Source organism: Rhodoferax sp. BLA1, assembly GCF_013416775.1.
Classification (GTDB): domain Bacteria; phylum Pseudomonadota; class Gammaproteobacteria; order Burkholderiales; family Burkholderiaceae_C; genus Rhodoferax.
Genome location: NZ_SZVI01000010.1, coordinates 20,187 through 36,184, shown reverse-complemented (window position 1 = coordinate 36,184; position 15,998 = coordinate 20,187). Strand labels below are relative to the sequence as shown.

General features: G+C 57.0%; 16 protein-coding genes and 1 pseudogene. 8 read left to right on the top strand and 9 right to left on the bottom strand.

Features of this window, described 5'->3' with window-relative positions; translation table 11 throughout:
• Positions 1–5: 5 nt before the first annotated feature.
• From FDG13_RS11055 to kduD, 5 genes are read right to left on the bottom strand one after another with little or no spacing between them, the layout of a single operon-like run.
• Complete coding sequence (locus tag FDG13_RS11055; RefSeq protein ID WP_180127625.1) at positions 6–1,304, bottom strand: ABC transporter substrate-binding protein; 1,299 nt, start codon at positions 1,302–1,304, stop codon at positions 6–8.
• Positions 1,305–1,349: 45 nt separating this feature from the next.
• Positions 1,350–2,474 carry a sn-glycerol-3-phosphate ABC transporter ATP-binding protein UgpC gene (locus FDG13_RS11050; RefSeq protein ID WP_180127623.1) on the bottom strand — a complete coding sequence of 375 codons (1,125 nt, stop codon included), beginning with the start codon at positions 2,472–2,474 and terminating at the stop codon, positions 1,350–1,352.
• Positions 2,475–2,488: 14 nt separating this feature from the next.
• Positions 2,489–3,388: a carbohydrate ABC transporter permease gene (locus FDG13_RS11045; RefSeq protein WP_180127621.1), complete on the bottom strand. Its 900-nt coding sequence runs from the start codon at positions 3,386–3,388 to the stop codon at positions 2,489–2,491.
• The gene (locus tag FDG13_RS11040; protein WP_180127619.1) at positions 3,388–4,272 is read right to left on the bottom strand and encodes a carbohydrate ABC transporter permease; all 885 of its coding nucleotides are present in this window, start codon (positions 4,270–4,272) and stop codon (positions 3,388–3,390) included. The genes FDG13_RS11045 and FDG13_RS11040 overlap by 1 nt, the downstream gene beginning before the upstream one ends.
• 36 nt (positions 4,273–4,308) lie before the next feature.
• Entirely contained in the window at positions 4,309–5,070 is a 762-nt protein-coding gene (gene kduD, locus FDG13_RS11035; protein ID WP_180127618.1) for a 2-dehydro-3-deoxy-D-gluconate 5-dehydrogenase KduD, read from the bottom strand.
• Between the two features lie 658 nt (positions 5,071–5,728).
• On the opposite strand from kduD, the gene FDG13_RS11030 reads away from it, so the two are divergent.
• From FDG13_RS11030 to FDG13_RS11020, 3 genes are all read left to right on the top strand, one after another.
• Complete coding sequence (locus FDG13_RS11030; protein ID WP_180127615.1) at positions 5,729–6,760, top strand: porin; 1,032 nt, start codon at positions 5,729–5,731, stop codon at positions 6,758–6,760.
• Positions 6,761–7,081: 321 nt separating this feature from the next.
• Entirely contained in the window at positions 7,082–7,303 is a 222-nt protein-coding gene (locus FDG13_RS11025; protein ID WP_180127613.1) for a glycine zipper 2TM domain-containing protein, read from the top strand.
• Between the two features lie 3 nt (positions 7,304–7,306).
• A complete protein-coding gene (locus FDG13_RS11020) occupies positions 7,307–8,209 on the top strand; it encodes a hypothetical protein (protein ID WP_180127611.1) in 903 nt (300 codons plus the stop codon).
• A 35-nt stretch (positions 8,210–8,244) separates the two neighbouring features.
• Here FDG13_RS11020 and FDG13_RS11015 read toward each other — a convergent pair whose 3' ends face one another.
• A complete protein-coding gene (locus tag FDG13_RS11015; protein ID WP_180127609.1) occupies positions 8,245–8,529 on the bottom strand; it encodes a hypothetical protein in 285 nt (94 codons plus the stop codon).
• A 221-nt stretch (positions 8,530–8,750) separates the two neighbouring features.
• Here FDG13_RS11015 and FDG13_RS11010 point away from each other — a divergent pair, with 221 nt between their 5' ends.
• Together FDG13_RS11010 and FDG13_RS11005 are read left to right on the top strand one after the other, a co-directional pair.
• Positions 8,751–8,960 carry a CsbD family protein gene (locus tag FDG13_RS11010; protein WP_078366304.1) on the top strand — a complete coding sequence of 70 codons (210 nt, stop codon included), beginning with the start codon at positions 8,751–8,753 and terminating at the stop codon, positions 8,958–8,960.
• A 44-nt stretch (positions 8,961–9,004) separates the two neighbouring features.
• Positions 9,005–9,421, top strand: coding sequence for a PRC-barrel domain-containing protein (locus tag FDG13_RS11005; RefSeq protein ID WP_180127607.1), 417 nt, complete (start codon positions 9,005–9,007; stop codon positions 9,419–9,421).
• A 120-nt stretch (positions 9,422–9,541) separates the two neighbouring features.
• On the opposite strand, the pseudogene FDG13_RS11000 reads toward FDG13_RS11005, so the two are convergent.
• The 3 genes and pseudogenes from FDG13_RS11000 to fumC all read right to left on the bottom strand — a co-directional run bounded on the left by FDG13_RS11000 (position 9,542) and on the right by fumC (position 12,704).
• Positions 9,542–10,881: pseudogene (locus FDG13_RS11000) on the bottom strand (sorbosone dehydrogenase family protein).
• Positions 10,882–10,915: 34 nt separating this feature from the next.
• Positions 10,916–11,164, bottom strand: coding sequence for a hypothetical protein (locus FDG13_RS10995; RefSeq protein WP_180127605.1), 249 nt, complete (start codon positions 11,162–11,164; stop codon positions 10,916–10,918).
• Between the two features lie 97 nt (positions 11,165–11,261).
• On the bottom strand, positions 11,262–12,704 hold the full coding sequence (gene fumC / locus FDG13_RS10990; RefSeq protein ID WP_180127603.1) for a class II fumarate hydratase: 1,443 nt from the start codon (positions 12,702–12,704) through the stop codon (positions 11,262–11,264).
• Between the two features lie 197 nt (positions 12,705–12,901).
• On the opposite strand from fumC, the gene FDG13_RS10985 reads away from it, so the two are divergent.
• The 3 genes from FDG13_RS10985 (at position 12,902) to FDG13_RS10975 (ending at position 15,752) form a co-directional block, all read left to right on the top strand.
• On the top strand, positions 12,902–13,453 hold the full coding sequence (locus tag FDG13_RS10985) for an NADPH-dependent FMN reductase (RefSeq protein WP_180127601.1): 552 nt from the start codon (positions 12,902–12,904) through the stop codon (positions 13,451–13,453).
• A 26-nt stretch (positions 13,454–13,479) separates the two neighbouring features.
• The gene (locus FDG13_RS10980) at positions 13,480–13,731 is read left to right on the top strand and encodes a DUF2789 family protein (RefSeq protein ID WP_180127599.1); all 252 of its coding nucleotides are present in this window, start codon (positions 13,480–13,482) and stop codon (positions 13,729–13,731) included.
• A gap of 299 nt (positions 13,732–14,030) precedes the next feature.
• Positions 14,031–15,752 carry a methyl-accepting chemotaxis protein gene (locus FDG13_RS10975; protein ID WP_218942707.1) on the top strand — a complete coding sequence of 574 codons (1,722 nt, stop codon included), beginning with the start codon at positions 14,031–14,033 and terminating at the stop codon, positions 15,750–15,752.
• The last annotated feature ends 246 nt before the right edge of the window (positions 15,753–15,998 follow it).

Here is a 15,998-nt window from a genome sequence, read left to right as displayed (position 1 = left end):
CTGGATTACTTGATGCGAGCGAGCAGCGCGTTGCCGTCTTCAATCAGACGTTTTGCGGCTTCCTGGTCGGTCGATTTGCCATAGGCCACGGTCTCAAACACTTCGCGCATGAACTTGTTGAAACGGGCGTTTTCAAACAAAGGTGATGGCAGGTCGATCTTGCCGGCATCCTTTTGTTTCTTGATCTGCAAGAAGGCCTTCAATTCAGTGCCTTGCAGCGCATCGGTACGGGCCAGCGCACGGAACTGGCTGTCAGCCGACGGCACACCACGTGTCAGACCCAAAATGCCAGCAGCCTCTGGATCGGTCAGCACAAAGTTCATGAACTTGGCAGCCATTTCCGGATTTTTGGACTTTTTGCTGACCGCAAACATCAGCGACGGACGACCAAACATGCCGCTGTTTTTGGCATTGGGCAAAGTCAGGAAATCGCCGACATCGAGTTTCTGTTCTTTGTTGAGTGTGCTGACACGCAGGCCAATCACAGAATCCCAGGTGTAGTTGCCTGCCCAGTTACCGACCACCCAGTCTTGCTGCTGCTCGGTGGGTTTTTCAGCACCACCCAAAGAGGCACGCACCGGCAGTGGCACAGCCACGTTGTTGCTGACCAGTTTCTTGTAGACCTGCACCCATTCCAGGGCCGCAGCTTCGCTCATGGCGACTTTGGGGCTGGTTGGGCTGACATAAGGCGTGCCATATTTCTGCATGATGTAGGCTTGAGACAACAAAATCATGTCGTACAGCTCACCATCAATGGCGAAGGCTTTGGCACCCGCCTTTTGTTTGAGCACCGGGCCGGCTGCAAACAGCTCATCCCAGGTGGTTGGCATCTTCAAGCCGGCACGTTCGAACGCGGCGCGGTTCCACAGCAACACACGCGCGGTGTAAGAGACAGGAAGCGCGTTGAGCTTGTTGTTTACCATGCCCATTTTCAAATCGCTCTCGGCGAACTGGTTCAGCGCCAGCGACGACTTGCTTTTGTTCAGATCGTAAAACCCGTCACCTGTTTTGGAGAAGGTGGACAACCAAGCCCAGTTGATCTGCATGATGTCGGGTTCGGTGCCGCCCGCAATCTGCGTGGACAGGCGCTCCAGATAACCGGCAAAGCCCATGTATTCGGCCTTGATCTTCACGCCAGGATGCTTCGCTTCGAAAGCGGCAATGGCTTTGAGCGTCGCTTCGTGACGCGCGCCGCCGCCCCACCAAGAAAATCGCAGTGTGGTGGGCTCCTGAGCCTGAACTGTCGGGGCAAAAGCCATCACCATTGCGGCAGCAATTGCCAACAAACCATTACGTCTTTTCATATCATTTCTCCAGTTACATTGAGTGATAAAAATGTCGTCGAGCGTCTAAAGGAAAAGGTTGTTGCCACTGTCCATGTCAAACGCGTGGCAGGCATGCATTTGCAAGCCAAAGTGGTGTTTGTCGCCACGTTGTTTGGGGGCCAGATCACCGAGTTGGTCAGATGGCACGCGGCAGGTGAACGGCTTGTCACCCAGCGTGAAATGCACGAACACTTCGCTTCCCATGTGTTCCATGAAGCGCAAGGTGCCTTCAACACGTTGCACAGCCACCTCAGAGTGGCCACCCGCCGTGATGTGCTCGGGCCGAATGCCGAATTTCACGGTGTGACCAACCTGGGTTTTCAAGCGGTCAATGCGGTTGGCTGGCACTTCCAGACGGCAACCACCCACCACCAGGTGGGCGCCATCGGCGTCCACTTGGGCTTCTTGCAGATTCATCTCGGGGGAGCCAATGAAGCCGGCAACAAAGACATTGGCGGGACGTTCATAGAGTGCGGTTGGCGTGTCCACTTGCTGGATCGTGCCGTCCTTCAACACGCAGATGCGTTCACCCATGGTCATGGCTTCGACCTGATCGTGCGTGACATACACCACCGTCGACGGATGGCCTTTCTCACGCAGTGTGCGGTGTAACTCCGTCAAACGCACACGCATGGAAGCGCGCAACTTGGCATCCAGATTGGACAGCGGTTCGTCAAACAGGAAAACCTCTGGCCGTTTGACGATCGCACGGCCCACTGCCACGCGTTGCGCCTGACCACCCGACAGCTGTTTGGGATAACGGTCGAGCAACTGGTCCATCTCCAGCAGGCGGGCGGCATCACGCACACGGACATCGATCTCGGCTTTTTTCATGCCAGACAACTTCAGGCCAAAAGCCAGGTTGTCATACACCTTCATATGGGGGTAGAGCGCATAGTTTTGGAAAACCATGGCAATACCCCGCTGCTTAGGCGCCAAGTTGTTGACCACGGTGTTGCCGATGAACAGCTCACCGCCGCTGATGCTCTCCAGACCGGCAATCATGCGCAGAACCGTGCTCTTGGCGCAGCCAGACGGTCCCACAAAAACCATGAACTCTCCGTCGCGAATTTCGAGGTCGATGCCATGCACCGCCTTGAAGCCATTCGGATAGACCTTTTCGATTTTCTTTAAATTCAGTTGTGCCACGTTATGCTCCGTATTTACCCTTTGATGCCACTGCTTGTGGCGCCTTCAATGAAGTGGCGTTGTGCCAAGAAAAAGACCACCAGAGACGGCACCAGGGCCACCACTGAGATTGCAATCACACTGGCCCACTCGACCTCTTCGGTCGCACCAATGCTCATCTTCAGGGCCAACGACACTGGATACTTCTCAACCGAGGAGAGGTAAATCAGTGGTCCCATGAAGTCGTTCATGGTCCAGATGAACTGGAACACGACCACCGAAATGATGGCTGGTTTCAAGATCGGTACCAAGATGTACCAAAGCAATTGAAGCGGGTTGCAACCGTCAATCTGGGCGGCCTCTTCCATGTCACGAGGAATGCCGCGCAGGAACTGCACCAGCATGAAGACAAAGAAGGTGTCGGTCGCAAAGGCCGACGGCACGATCAATGGCAAGTAGCTGTCAATCCAGTCAAATTGTTTGAACATCAGGTATTGCGGCAGGCGCAACACAATCAGCGGCAACATCATGGTGCCGACCATGATGCTGAACAGCACCTTCTTGCCCCAGAACTCAAAACGTGCAAAGGCATAGGCCACCAGCACACAGGAGATCACAGTCACGATGACCTTCGGAATGATGATCAGAAATGAGTTGAGGAAGTAGGTCGCAAAGGTGTACTCAGAGCTGGTCTTCCAGCCCTTGGCGTAGGCGCCAAAGTCAAAACTCGATGGCCAGAAGCCGATCTCGGTAAAAACCTCAGCGTTGCTTTTGAAAGATGCACCCACCAGCCAAATCATGGGGTAGAGCATGACCAGACCCACGATGATCAGCGCCACATAGCGCACCACTGAACTGATGCGTTCCCCACGCAGCGTGCGTTTGGCCTGTGCGTCAGATGCGACACTGTCGCGGGAAGAGAGAACGGCTGCCATTATTTATGGTCCTTTTCGCTGGAGTAGAACACCCAGTATTTCGAGGTGAAGAAAGAGAAGGCACTCAAGCCGCCAACCAGGGCGAACAAGATCCATGACAGCGCGCTGCCATAACCGAGATTGAAGTACCTGAAGCTTTGGTCATAGATATAGAGCGACAGCAGATAGGTGGAATGCAGCGGCCCGCCCTCGGTGATCATGTAAGGCCCGTTGAACTCCTGGAACGCGTGCACCATCTGCATGATCATGTTGAAGAAGATGACCGGTGTGATGAGTGGCACCGTGATTTTGAAGAACTGCTGCATCTTTGTGGCGCCATCAATCTCTGCGGCTTCGTAGAGCGAGGTGGGCACGTTCTGCAGGGCTGCCAGAAAGATCACCATGGCCGAACCAAACTGCCAAGTGAACAGCAAAATGATCGTCCAGATGGAATAGTGCTCATCCGCCAGCCAAGCGATGGGCTCAATGCCAACCTTGGACAACACGATGTTCACCAAACCGTTTTGCGAGAAGATGAAGCGCCACATCACCGCCGCAGCGATGGATCCACCCAGAATGGACGGCAAATAGTAGGCCGAGCGAAAGAAATTGATGCCGCGCAGCTTGAAATTCAGGACATGGGCAACAAACAGCGCAAAACCCACCCGAAGCGGCACCGAAATGGCCACAAAGGTCAGGGTCACCCACAAGGATTTGCGAAACAGCGGGTCCTTGAAAAACAGCTCGTTGTAGTTTTCCAGCCCAATGAACTGCGGTGAATTGATGATGTCGTACTGCGTGAAACTCAACGCAAAACTCATCATGAACGGGAACAGCTTGAATCCGAGCACGCCTAAAACAAAGGGCAGCACGAACAAAAAGCCGATCTTCTTGTTTTCATACATGTCAGGTATCTCCTGGTGTGAGTGGTAAAACTTGGCTTAACGCGCCAGCCAGCCGCCGTCGACAGCCACGGTGTAGCCATTGACATAGTCCGACGCACCAGAGGCCAAGAACACCACTGGCCCAGCGAGATCATCTGCAGTCCCCCAACGACCGGCGGGTATGCGCTCCAGAATGGACGAGTTACGACTCTCATCTGCACGCAAAGCGGCGGTGTTGTCAGTGGCCATGTAGCCGGGGGCAATCGCATTGACATTGATGCCATGCACCGCCCATTCGTTGGCCATCAAACGGGTGATACCCATCACACCACTCTTGGAAGCGGTGTAAGACGGAACCCGCACACCGCCTTGGAATGACAGCATGGACCCAACGTTGATGATCTTGCCGCCGGTCTTTTGGGCGATGAACTGTCGCGCCACCGCCTGCGAGAAGAAAAACACCGACTTGAGGTTGATGTCAATCACATCGTCCCAGTCCTTTTCACTGAACGAGAGCGCATCTTCGCGGCGGATGATGCCGGCGTTGTTGACCAGGATGTCAACATGCCCAGCCAAACCCAGCGCTTGCTGAACCAGACCTTCGATGCCATCAATACGCCCCAGATTGGCACGCAGGTCCAAAAACTGGCGCCCGAGTGAGCGCACCTGCTCTGCCGTTTCAGTGGGCTCGGTGACATTGATGCCAACGATGTCGGCACCCGCCTGAGCAAGCGCCCGCGCCATACCCTGGCCGAGCCCGGTATTGCACCCGGTGACGATGGCCACGCGGCCCTGCAATTCAAACAAATCAAGAATCATGATGATGGGAGGGTTCTCGGTTAACGCACTGTGGTTGCGGGCAAGCAACACCGGCCATCAAAGACCGGCATCTGTCTCAACGCGCCACCAATAAAGGTGTGGACTGGTGTGCCGCCATGGCCATGCATATCAAGAAGGCTGGCTTGTGAGCACCGAAAAATCTGACGAATTTGCATGGATTGACTTTTTGGCATTCATGGTGGGGTAACAACTTCGCTACACCGTTCCGAAATAGTAAACGCTGTTTCATTTTTTTGAAACTGGGGTTTACCCTAGTTGGAATAATGTTTCATTTCATTTAAATTTGGGAAATGAACACGCCAAAACACTGTTCCGCAATTCTATCGAGGCAGTTTTTTATCACAGGGAAGATGTTTGATACAGATCAACATATGGCTTGTTTCAAAAATAAAACACGCTCCACATCGAAGCAAATGAAGTGTCAAAACAACGTCTTGAAATGCCGGGCCGAGGTGGCTCCGGACTTCGATAGGCAACTTGTTGTCATGAGAGGCGTGACGACATGCCGCTGAGCCATCCCCAAAGTAGTGATTGCCCCCAGTTTTCCGGTCGTCGCACCTGCCGTGTGAACGACTTTTTTCTTGATGCGCCCTACGCTGCGCTGCCAACTTTTCTTTAATTTGACTGGATATTTGCAATGAAACATTTAAAAGTGATGCTGCTCCCCATCGCTCTGGCTGCCGTGAGCATGACCGCCATGGCGCAGTCCAACGTGAAAATCAGTGGCCGGGTTGACCTGGGCTTCGGCAATATGCCCAGCGACTTGGGCACAGGCACTACCAAACAGTCGAAGGTGGACGATAGCTCGACCGGACGACTGAACTTCTCAGGCGTTGAAGAAATTTCTGCAGACTTGTCCACATTCTTTGCGCTGGAAATGCGCTTCAAAGCCGATACCGGCGCCCAAGACGGCGTCCTGTTCAAAGACAAGGCCTGGGTTGGTTTGAACAGCAAACAGTTTGGTCAAGTGAAGCTGGGCCGTATGTCTTCACCGCTAGACGCCGAAGTTATCGCCGGACGTTATGAGGCTTTTTCGGGTGACAGCTACGCCTCTATGGGCTCCCGTGGTGCCGCAATGGCCGCCAAGTGGGACAACGCCATTTACTACAACACCCCCACTTACAGCGGTTTCAACGCCGGTGTGGCCGCGCAGACCAGCGAAGCGACAACCGGCACAAGAGCCAGTGGCCAAGGTTTCCACGTCCAATATGCCAATGGTCCGTTTAGCACGGCTTTCGGTTATCAAAAGGAGCAGGACACAAAATACACCACCTCGGGTAACAGCATGAGCACCGTCGGCTTTGGTGCTAACTACGACTTCGGTGTGGCCACGTTGATGACGACCTATGCGCGCTCCAGCGACCTCGGTCTGTACGACGGCGGCAAGGAAACCGTCTTCACCATTGGTGCCCGTGTTCCGATGGGCCCCGGTCAATTCCGGACTTCTTACCGGAAGGTTGACGACACCAAAATCGCCTCCGCGACCAGTTCTGCTAGCGACAAGGACTCCACCCGGTATTCTGTGGGCTACTACTATCCTCTGAGCAAACAGACCTCCATCAACTTGTCACTGGCGCGTGAAAAGCAAGAACGCTTCAACGCCAACGGCTCCACCCTGACCAACTTCAGTGGTACTGGTTGGGAAGTTGCTTTGCGCAAGAACTTCTAAACCCTTCGGGGGCCAGGCACGCCAAGGCAGAGGCGAACTTTGGGACACCTCTGCTCAGCGTGTTTAGTTCGTGTAGATATCAGCCCTGCTTAACCGGTAGGGCTGATTTTCCATACATTCACTGTCTTTTTGACTGCTATCCCTTTTAAATAAAGGCCTGATAGCTTCATATTCAATAGCAAAATCGAACTGCGACCTTTGCTGCGCAGTGTTCGTTGCCGCACAGACACCTGGCACGCTGAAGCCAACAATGGGACTCGCCCGTGAAAGTGAATGCACTTTCATGACTGGATACATCCTTGTTTGTCTGGAGAATTTGCCATGAAATTGAATACCCGTTTTTGCACTGGCCTGTCTGCCCTGCTGTTGGTCTCGTCTCTGGGTCTGGCTGGCTGCGCTGGCATGACACATCAGGAAAAAGGCACGGCCACCGGTGCCGTGATTGGTGGTGTGGCTGGCAATGTGCTGTGTGGCGGCTTGGCCTGCACCGGCGTCGGCGCCGCTGTGGGTGGTGTGATTGGCCACGAAGCCACCAAAAAGTAAGCTGTGAGTTCACCCTCGCCGGTGGGTCGCCTCTGGCGCTGCCTGCTGGCGTTGGGCTTGGTCAGTTGCCTGGGCACTGCGTTAGCGCAGGACAGCTCGGAGGCCGCGCAACGGCTTCGAACACAGCGCAGCACGTTGGACGAGTCTCTCCAGCACAATGTGTTTGCGCGCCCCCTGGTGTTGGTGTCCAAAGAAACGACACAAGGTTTGCGCGGCGACATGTATGCACTGGTGGCCTTTCCGTTTGCCAACGTCAGTCGCGCACTGCAAGACCCACAACAATGGTGCGAGGTGATGATCCTGCACCTGAACACCAAGTACTGCCATGCCCTCGACGGCGTACAGGGCCAGCAGGTCCAACTCAACATCGGCAGCAAATCACCCCAAACACTGAGCCAGTCGTCACGTGTGACCTTGGCCTACTCCCTGACCACCAGCCAACCCGACTACTTTGAGGTGCAACTGAGCGCCAGAGAAGGCCCGATGGGTACCCGTGACTACCAGATCCGCCTGGAAGCGGTGGCGCTGGCCACGGGGCAAACCTTTTTGCATTTGACCTACGCCTACAGCGCCAATCTGGCCGCCCGGCTCGCGATGCAGACCTATCTGGCCACCGTGGGCAGCGACAAAGTCGGCTTTACCGTGCTGAGCCAGGCGGCACAGGGAGCACCGGTTCGGATCAAGGGCATGCGAGCGTTGCTTGAGCGCAACACCATGCGCTATTACCTGGCGATCAACAGCTACCTGGCAACCCGCCAGCAGCCACCTGCCCAACGTTTTGAGGCCAGCCTGCAACACTGGTTCAGCGCCTCCGAAACTTACTCAGAACAATTGCATGAAATTGAACGGCCCGCTTACCTCACGATGAAACGGGCCGAACACTTGCGCCAGCAAACGGCGCAGTGAGCTGCTGTCTGGCTCAGCCACACCGGCAACTCACCTCAGAGCTGTGACTTGAAATAACGAAACGAGTGCACAAAGGCGTCGCGCACCTTGTCCATCTCGGCCACCATGCTGTCCCAGGCCGACTCGGTGCTGGCCTGCATCTCAGCAAGTTTGGCCTTGGCCAGTTCGGACTGCTGGTGCAACTTGGCCATCTCGGTCTTGTAGGTGTCTCGCACGTCTTCACGCGCTTCCTGGGCGCGGGCTTCGAGTTTGGCCATTTGCAAATTCAGCTCGTCGAGTTGCAGTTTCATTTTGGTGATGTAGATGTCACGTGTGGTCATGGTGTGTCCTCCTGGTGAAAAGAGCTTGGGCCTGCGCAAACCGCAGCCTGCCTGTTGCAGCGTAGGCCGACGACAAGCCGTTGTCGGTGTGTTGGCGCACCCAAACACGCGCGCTGTGTGTATGCAAGCGCACCGACACAAACGCTTGCCCTGGCTAATCTTGGACCTGAGTCTGCATTGGGCTCGTGTATGCATTTATCCACTTTTCACAAGGAAACATCATGAACAAAGACCAAGTCAAGGGCCAAGTTAAAGACATCGCCGGCAAAGTGCAGGAAGGTGCTGGCAAACTGGTGGACAGCAAAGAGCAGCAGGCCAAAGGCGCCAAGTTGCAGGTCGAAGGCAAGATTCAAAAAGGTTTTGGCGATCTCAAAGAAGTGGCCAAAGACGCCCGCGATGCGGTGACAAAAGCCGCCAAGTCCAAGGCCTGAACCCGGCGCCTTCCACTTCACGCCACCCAAGAAAGGACAACACCATGAACGAACTGCAAAGCGACGGTTTTGGCGCATTCGCTGTCTCTGACAGCCATGGTCCCGGCCCCCGACTGATGGGGGCAGACACCTTGATCGGCAACAGCGTGGTCAACCACCAGGATGAAGACCTGGGCACCATCCTGGACATCATGCTGGATGTGCGCGCTGGCACCATCAGTTACGCGGTGTTGTCGTATGGCGGCATTCTGGGCATCGGTGACAAGCTGTTTGCCGTGCCTTGGGATGCTTTGAGCCTGGACACCAAAAATGAGCGCTTTACCCTGGATGTGGCCAAAGAGCGTCTGGAGGCCAGCGCCGGTTTTGACAAGGACAAGTGGCCCCACGTGGCGGACCAGACCTGGGGCAAGGATGCCCGCGGCGGCAACGGCACACAAGCTAGCGCCCTGCCCGTCTCTTAAACACCTCGCTGACAGCGCCCTCTTTACGAGGGCACTGTCGGCAGGTGTTGGATCGTGTGTTGGAAACTACAAAAAGATAGCTGCCAGCCCTTACATCAAAAGGGCCAGAAGCCAATTTCGCTATAAAGCTTTGGCACTGACGCGCCACACCACATTGCCCACATCGTCGGCCACCAGCAAGGCGCCTTGTTTGTCCAGGACCACACCCACGGGTCGCCCTTGCGCCTTGCCCTCTGGGTTGAGAAAACCGGTCAACACATCCACAGGGTCACCCGCGGGCTGACCTGATTTGAAGGGCACAAAAACCACCTTGTAACCACTGTGAGGACGGCGGTTCCAGGAGCCATGCTGGCCAATGAACATGCCATTGGCAAAGGTCTGCCCCAGGGTGTTGCCCGTAGCAGCAGCCAGCCCGAGTGAGGCGGTGTGGGCGCCCAGCGCGTAGTCTGGTGCTTTGGCCTTGGCCACCAGATCAGGCCGCTGCGGCTCTACCCGCGAGTCCACATGCTGGCCAAAGTAGCTGTACGGCCAGCCGTAAAAACCGCCGTCAGACACCGAGGTCAAAAAATCAGGCACCAGATCGTCACCCAGCTCATCGCGCTCATTCACCACCGTCCACAAAGCCCCAGTGCTGGGCTCCCAGGCCAGGCCATTGGGGTTGCGCAAGCCGGTGGCAAACAGGCGTTGTTTGGCACTGGCGATATCCACCTCCCAGATCGCAGCGCGTCCGGCCTCTGCCTCCATGCCCCGCTCAGCCACATTGCTGTTGGAACCCACGGTCACATAGAGCTTGCTGCCGTCCTGGCTGGCGATCAGGTTTTTGGTCCAGTGGTGGTTGATCGGGCCGGCCGGCAAATCCACCAGCTTGGTGCCCGCCGCCAGGATCTGTGTAGCGCCCCATCCATGTACGGGAAACCCAGCACTGCATCGGAGTTGGCCACATACAGGGTGCGCCCCACCAGCACCATGCCAAACGGAGAGTTCAGCCCCTCGATCAACACCGAGCGCAAATCGGCGACACCGTCGCCATTGCTGTCGCGCAGCAACGTAATGCGGTTGGCGCTGGGCACGGCTGCCCCTGCGCGTTGCATCACCTTGCCCATGACCCAGCCTTTGATGCCTTTGCCATCGTCGGGCTTGGGCGGTGCGTTGGTTTCGGCCACCAGCACATCCCCATTGGGCAACACATACAACCAGCGCGGGTGGTCCAGGCCGCTGGCAAACGCAGCCACCTGGGTACCGGGCGCCGGGGTGGGTGCCGCGCCTGCGGGCCAACCAATGGCGGGCGCAATGTTCACGGTGGGTACCAGGGCATGCTCCGGCGCTGGCAGTGTGGGCTGCGGGCCAAAACCCACGTCGGCACTGTGAACCGGTACCTGGCTGCAGACAGCCAGAACGGCCGCCAGCACACCAAGTGACCGGTTGAGCCTGGGTGAGCGAGAAACAGCGAGGGATGTCATACAACAGGCTCCTAAAACAAACAGTGGCAGGTGATCAGTTGGCTGGCGCCGAGGCTGGAGGGGTCACGATGACCGTGGTGCCTGTGCCCGCGTCGCCGGTGGCGCCTTGGGTGCCAGTTGCACCCTGATCGCCGGTTGCACCCGTTGTACCTGTGGGGCCCGCTGGACCGGCAGGGCCAGGCACAACGACTGTTTCCGGGGTCGGTGTAACCACAGTGTTGCGTTCACAAGCGACCAAGCTCAGGGTGGCCATCACGGCAGAAATCAAAAGTGTGTAGCGCATGGTGTGTCCTTTAAAAAAGCCGCAGCTTAGGTCGGCGCTGGCCTCCAGTCGGTGGGCTGGCGAACACAGTGCCTATTCAAAGTGGCAGGTGCCCGATTCACACCCCGGGGGCAGATGGACCCACCATCTGCCGCGCATCCACCCAGGCATCAAACTGCTCGGCCGTCACCGTGCCCAACACCAGCGCGGCCTCGCGCAGCGTGCTGCCGTGGGTCTGCGCATGTTTGGCAATGGCAGCGGCGCGGTCGTAACCAATGTGGGGCGCCAGCGCCGTCACCAGCATCAGCGAGCTGTGTAACAACGCATCCACCCGCGCCTGGTTGACCTCGATGCCCACCACACAAAACTTGGCGAAACTGGACATGGCGTCGGCCAACAAGCGCAGGCTGTCCAGGGTGTTCAGGGCAATCAGCGGTTTGTAAACGTTGAGCTCAAACTGCCCCTGACTTGCTGCAAAGCTGATAGCTACATCATGGCCCAGCACCTGGGCGCAGACCATGGTCAACGCCTCGACCTGGGTCGGATTCACCTTGCCGGGCATGATCGAGCTGCCGGGCTCGTTTTGCGGCAGCGTCAGTTCACCCAACCCAGCGCGTGGGCCGCTGCCCATCAGGCGGATGTCGTTGGCCATTTTGATCAGTGCCAGCGCCAGCATCTTGAGGCTGGCATGCAGGGCCACCAGCGCTTCATGGCCGGCCAACGCGGCAAACAGGTTGCTGGCCTGACGCAAAGGCAAGTCCAGCCGCTTGGCCAACTGGGCGCACACCCGCTCGCCAAATTCAGGATGGGTGTTGATACCGGTGCCCACTGCCGTGCCGCCCAAAGCCAACGTGTGCACCGCACCCAGCGCAAATACCAGGCTGTCTTGGCACAGCTGCAACTGCGCGGCGTAGCCACCCAACTCCTGGCCAAATGTGATCGGGGTAGCATCCTGCAGGTGGGTGCGGCCGATTTTCACCACTGCAGCAAAGTCATCCGCTTTGCAGGCCAGCGCTGAGCCCAGTTCATGCAGAGCGGGCAGCAGCGCGTGTTTGGCATACAAAACCACGGCGATGTGCATGGCGCTCGGGAACACATCGTTGGACGACTGCCCCAAATTGACATCATCATTGGGATGCACCACAGCCGTGGCGCCACCCTGCCCTAAGGCACGACCGGCCAGAGTGGCGATCACCTCATTGACATTCATATTGCTCTGGGTGCCCGAACCGGTTTGCCAGACCGACAGCGGAAACTGTTCATCAAACTGACCGCTGGCCACCGACTCGGCCGCATCGGCAATGGCTTGTGCCTTGTGGGGGTCTTGCAGCTGCAGATCGCGGTTGACGTGGGCCGCGGCCCACTTGATCCAGGCCAGGGCGTGGATGATGCTCAGTGGCATGGTTTGCTCACCAATCGCAAAAAAATGCAGGCTGCGGGCAGTTTGTGCTCCCCACAACACACCGGCAGGTACGGTGACCGAGCCAAAGCTGTCTGTCACGGTACGTGGCCGGGTCTCATCAGGAACAAGGAGCGCTGGGGATGGGTTGGTTGGCAACATGGCAGAACCCCTCTCATCAAAAAAGCCCGATCCTAAAGAATGTTCAAACCACCGCATGTTCGCCAGGTCACGCAGACACCCATGACGTGTTCTTGAAACCCCTGGCCAGCCGATGGTCATCAGTCGACCAAGGTGCGCCAACGCACTGTCATCGCGCACAGTTGTGGCACAAACTGCCCCTTTTTTTGGAGAAAGACATGACCCAGTTCCATATCGCCGTGATGGTTGGCAGCCTGCGCCAGGATTCATTCAACAAAAAACTCGCCACCGCGCTGGCCAGGCTGGCGCCGGTTGATTTCACCTTCAAGCAGGTCCAGATTGGTGAGTTGCCGCTGTACAACCAGGACGACGATGCACATCAGGCAGCGCCGGTGCTGCAACTCAAGTCGGACATCCAGGCCGCACACGGGCTGTTGTTTGTCACGCCGGAATACAACCGATCGATCCCCGGCGTGCTCAAAAATGCGCTGGACCACGGCTCTCGCCCCTATGGCGCCAATGCCTGGGCGGGCAAACCAGCGGGTGTCATCGGAGTGTCGGTCGGTGCCATCGGCACGGCCATGGCGCAGCAGCACCTGCGCAACATCCTGGCTTACCTGAACGTGCCCACCCTGGGCCAACCCGAGGCGTTTATCCAGGCCAAAGACGGTCTGTTTGACAGTGATGGCGGTATCGGCGAGAGCAGCAAAAAATTCCTGCAAGGCTGGATGGACCAGTATGTGGCCTGGGTCCGACAACACACAGCCTGACCACAACCCGCTTTGGAGACAGCCCTATGCACACCACCCAACCTCACTTTGCTGCTTTGTTTGCACAACTTGGCCTGCCTGACGACGACCAGAGCATTGCCGAGTTCCTGATCAAACACCGGTCCATGGCGCAAGACATGCGACTCGCCGAAGCGCCCTACTGGACCCCCTCCCAAGCGGCCTTTTTGCGCGAGGCCTTGAGTCAAGACGCGGAATGGGCGCTTGTGGTGGACCAGCTCAGCAAAGCGCTGGAAGCGCCAGAAGCATCCCAGCCCTAACGACACACACCAGACGCACGAGTGGCCACGCACCGCCCTGTGACTCGCTAGTTCACTTCGATATTCATAGCTTCCAGCCCTTATTCAGTAAGGGCTAGAAGCTATTTTCATGCCAATTTTCCAGGCACATCAGATCCATCGTCCCAAAGCGGCTCATTGACTTGAGATAGAACAACTTTCCCCATGTGTATTTGTATGAGAATCCCCGTGCTTGATGCGCCCTTCAAGCAGGTCAAACGGTAGCTGGCTACCACTCACACTAACAAATTTGGAGACTTGTCTTGTTCACGATCAAAAAAATGCGGCTCTCAACCCGCTTGGCCTCGGGCTTTGGCCTGGTGATACTGATTGGCATCGCCATCGCCTCACTTGCGGCCTGGCAGCTGCGCTCACTGGCCACGCATCTGGATGACATGGCCAACGACCACATGGTCAAGATGGCGCAGTTTTCCGATCTGAAAGACAACTTCAATGCGGTTGCCCTTTCTGCGCGCAATATCGTCATCAGCAGCGATGCCATGTTCCAGGAAATCGAGAAGATGAAGATTGTGGATGTCAGAAAGGCCAACAAGGAGCTTCTCGACAAACTCACGCAAAGCGTCACCTTGCCCGAGGCGATGGCGTCCCTCAAGCTCATCAATGACAACAACGACACCTACAACGCCGAACTCGATCGTGCCATGGCTTTGGGCGAGTCAGGCGACAAAGCGCAGGCCAGTGAGGTGTTGGCCAGCGACGTGCGCACGCTGCAAAATGTGGTGTTCAAAGCGGTCGAGGCCTCACGTGCGCTGCAAAAAGGCATAGCAGAGAACTTGGCCAAAGATACCGGTGTGGCCGTCACCCTCTACTCCAATCTCATGATGGCCTTGGGCGTCTTGATGCTGTTGTTGGGGTCCACCATCGCTTGGCTCATCACCCGCTCCATCACCAGGCCGCTGAACCAGGCGGTTGAGGTGGCTGACCGTGTGGCAGCTGGCGATTTGTCGGGCACGATCGACATCCGGTCTCAGGATGAAACTGGGCAGGTGCTGCAGGCACTCGACAGCATGCAAACCGCCTTGATCGAAGTGGTCGCCAAAGTACGCCACGGCTCCGAATCGGTCTCCACCGCCAGCGCCGAGATCGCCCAGGGCAACCATGACCTCTCCAGCCGCACCGAGTCCCAGGCCAGCGCCCTGGAACAAACCGCTGCCTCCATGGAAGAACTGTCCTCCACCGTCAAACAAAATGCCGACAACGCGCGCCAAGCCAACCAGCTCGCTCAAAACGCCAGCAGTGTGGCCATCAAGGGCGGTGAAGTGGTGGCCCAGGTGGTTAACACCATGAAAGGCATCAATGAATCGAGCCGCAAGATCAGCGACATCATCAGTGTGATTGACGGCATCGCTTTCCAGACCAACATCCTGGCTTTGAACGCGGCGGTGGAAGCCGCCCGTGCTGGAGAACAGGGCCGTGGTTTTGCGGTGGTTGCCAGCGAAGTGCGCAGTTTGGCCGGACGTTCAGCTGAAGCCGCCAAAGAAATCAAAAGCCTGATCAGCGCCAGTGTGGAGCGTGTTGAACAAGGCACCAGCCTGGTCGACCAAGCCGGCGCCACCATGACCGAAGTGGTGAACTCGATCAAACGCGTCAACGACATCATGGGTGAAATCAGCGCCGCCAGCGTCGAACAAAGCCAGGGTGTGGGCCAGGTGGGTGAAGCCATCCAGCAGATGGACCAAGCCACCCAACAAAACGCCGCTCTGGTGGAAGAAATGGCCGCCGCTGCCAGCAGCCTCAAGAGCCAGGCACAAGAGCTGGTGGGTACCGTGGCGGTGTTCAAACTGGCAGCGGGGCAGGACAGTGGGTACGCAACCCCAACACCAACCCAGACGCCGAGTCTGGCAACCCCGGTCAGTCACAGCGCACCCAAGCAATTGGCCAGCAGCCGCCAACCTGTCGCCAAGGCAGCACCGCAAGCGGTGGCCTTGACGCATGACAGCGGCGCCAAGGCGGGTGGTTCACAGGAGTGGGAGAGTTTCTGAGTCGGGCGACTGAGCCACAGCCGGGTCAGGGCAGACATCGGCCATCCGAAGCTGCACATGCAGATTCAAGGAAAATTGGCCTCTATCCCTTATTCATAAAGGGCTAGTAGCTATTAACAATATAGTGAATTCAGAGCACTACCTAAGTTGACAGACACCACTCACGGTGTCTTGGGTTGAGGAATAACCCGTGTTTGGGATTCAAACATCCCACTGCTGGCAACCGTGCCAGCCCACCCGTCAATG

Excerpts from the sequence above, each read along its gene's own strand:
- FDG13_RS11055 (WP_180127625.1), bottom strand. The coding sequence starts at position 1,304 with ATGAAAAGACGTAATGGTTTGTTGGCAATTGCTGCCGCAATGGTGATG.
- FDG13_RS11045 (WP_180127621.1), bottom strand. The coding sequence starts at position 3,388 with ATGGCAGCCGTTCTCTCTTCCCGCGACAGTGTCGCATCTGACGCACAG.
- FDG13_RS11040 (WP_180127619.1), bottom strand. The coding sequence starts at position 4,272 with ATGTATGAAAACAAGAAGATCGGCTTTTTGTTCGTGCTGCCCTTTGTT.
- kduD (WP_180127618.1), bottom strand. The coding sequence starts at position 5,070 with ATGATTCTTGATTTGTTTGAATTGCAGGGCCGCGTGGCCATCGTCACC.
- FDG13_RS11030 (WP_180127615.1), top strand. The coding sequence starts at position 5,729 with ATGAAACATTTAAAAGTGATGCTGCTCCCCATCGCTCTGGCTGCCGTG.
- FDG13_RS11025 (WP_180127613.1), top strand. The coding sequence starts at position 7,082 with ATGAAATTGAATACCCGTTTTTGCACTGGCCTGTCTGCCCTGCTGTTG.
- FDG13_RS11015 (WP_180127609.1), bottom strand. The coding sequence starts at position 8,529 with ATGACCACACGTGACATCTACATCACCAAAATGAAACTGCAACTCGAC.
- FDG13_RS11010 (WP_078366304.1), top strand. The coding sequence starts at position 8,751 with ATGAACAAAGACCAAGTCAAGGGCCAAGTTAAAGACATCGCCGGCAAA.
- FDG13_RS11005 (WP_180127607.1), top strand. The coding sequence starts at position 9,005 with ATGAACGAACTGCAAAGCGACGGTTTTGGCGCATTCGCTGTCTCTGAC.
- FDG13_RS10995 (WP_180127605.1), bottom strand. The coding sequence starts at position 11,164 with ATGCGCTACACACTTTTGATTTCTGCCGTGATGGCCACCCTGAGCTTG.
- fumC (WP_180127603.1), bottom strand. The coding sequence starts at position 12,704 with ATGTTGCCAACCAACCCATCCCCAGCGCTCCTTGTTCCTGATGAGACC.
- FDG13_RS10985 (WP_180127601.1), top strand. The coding sequence starts at position 12,902 with ATGACCCAGTTCCATATCGCCGTGATGGTTGGCAGCCTGCGCCAGGAT.
- FDG13_RS10980 (WP_180127599.1), top strand. The coding sequence starts at position 13,480 with ATGCACACCACCCAACCTCACTTTGCTGCTTTGTTTGCACAACTTGGC.
- FDG13_RS10975 (WP_218942707.1), top strand. The coding sequence starts at position 14,031 with ATGCGGCTCTCAACCCGCTTGGCCTCGGGCTTTGGCCTGGTGATACTG.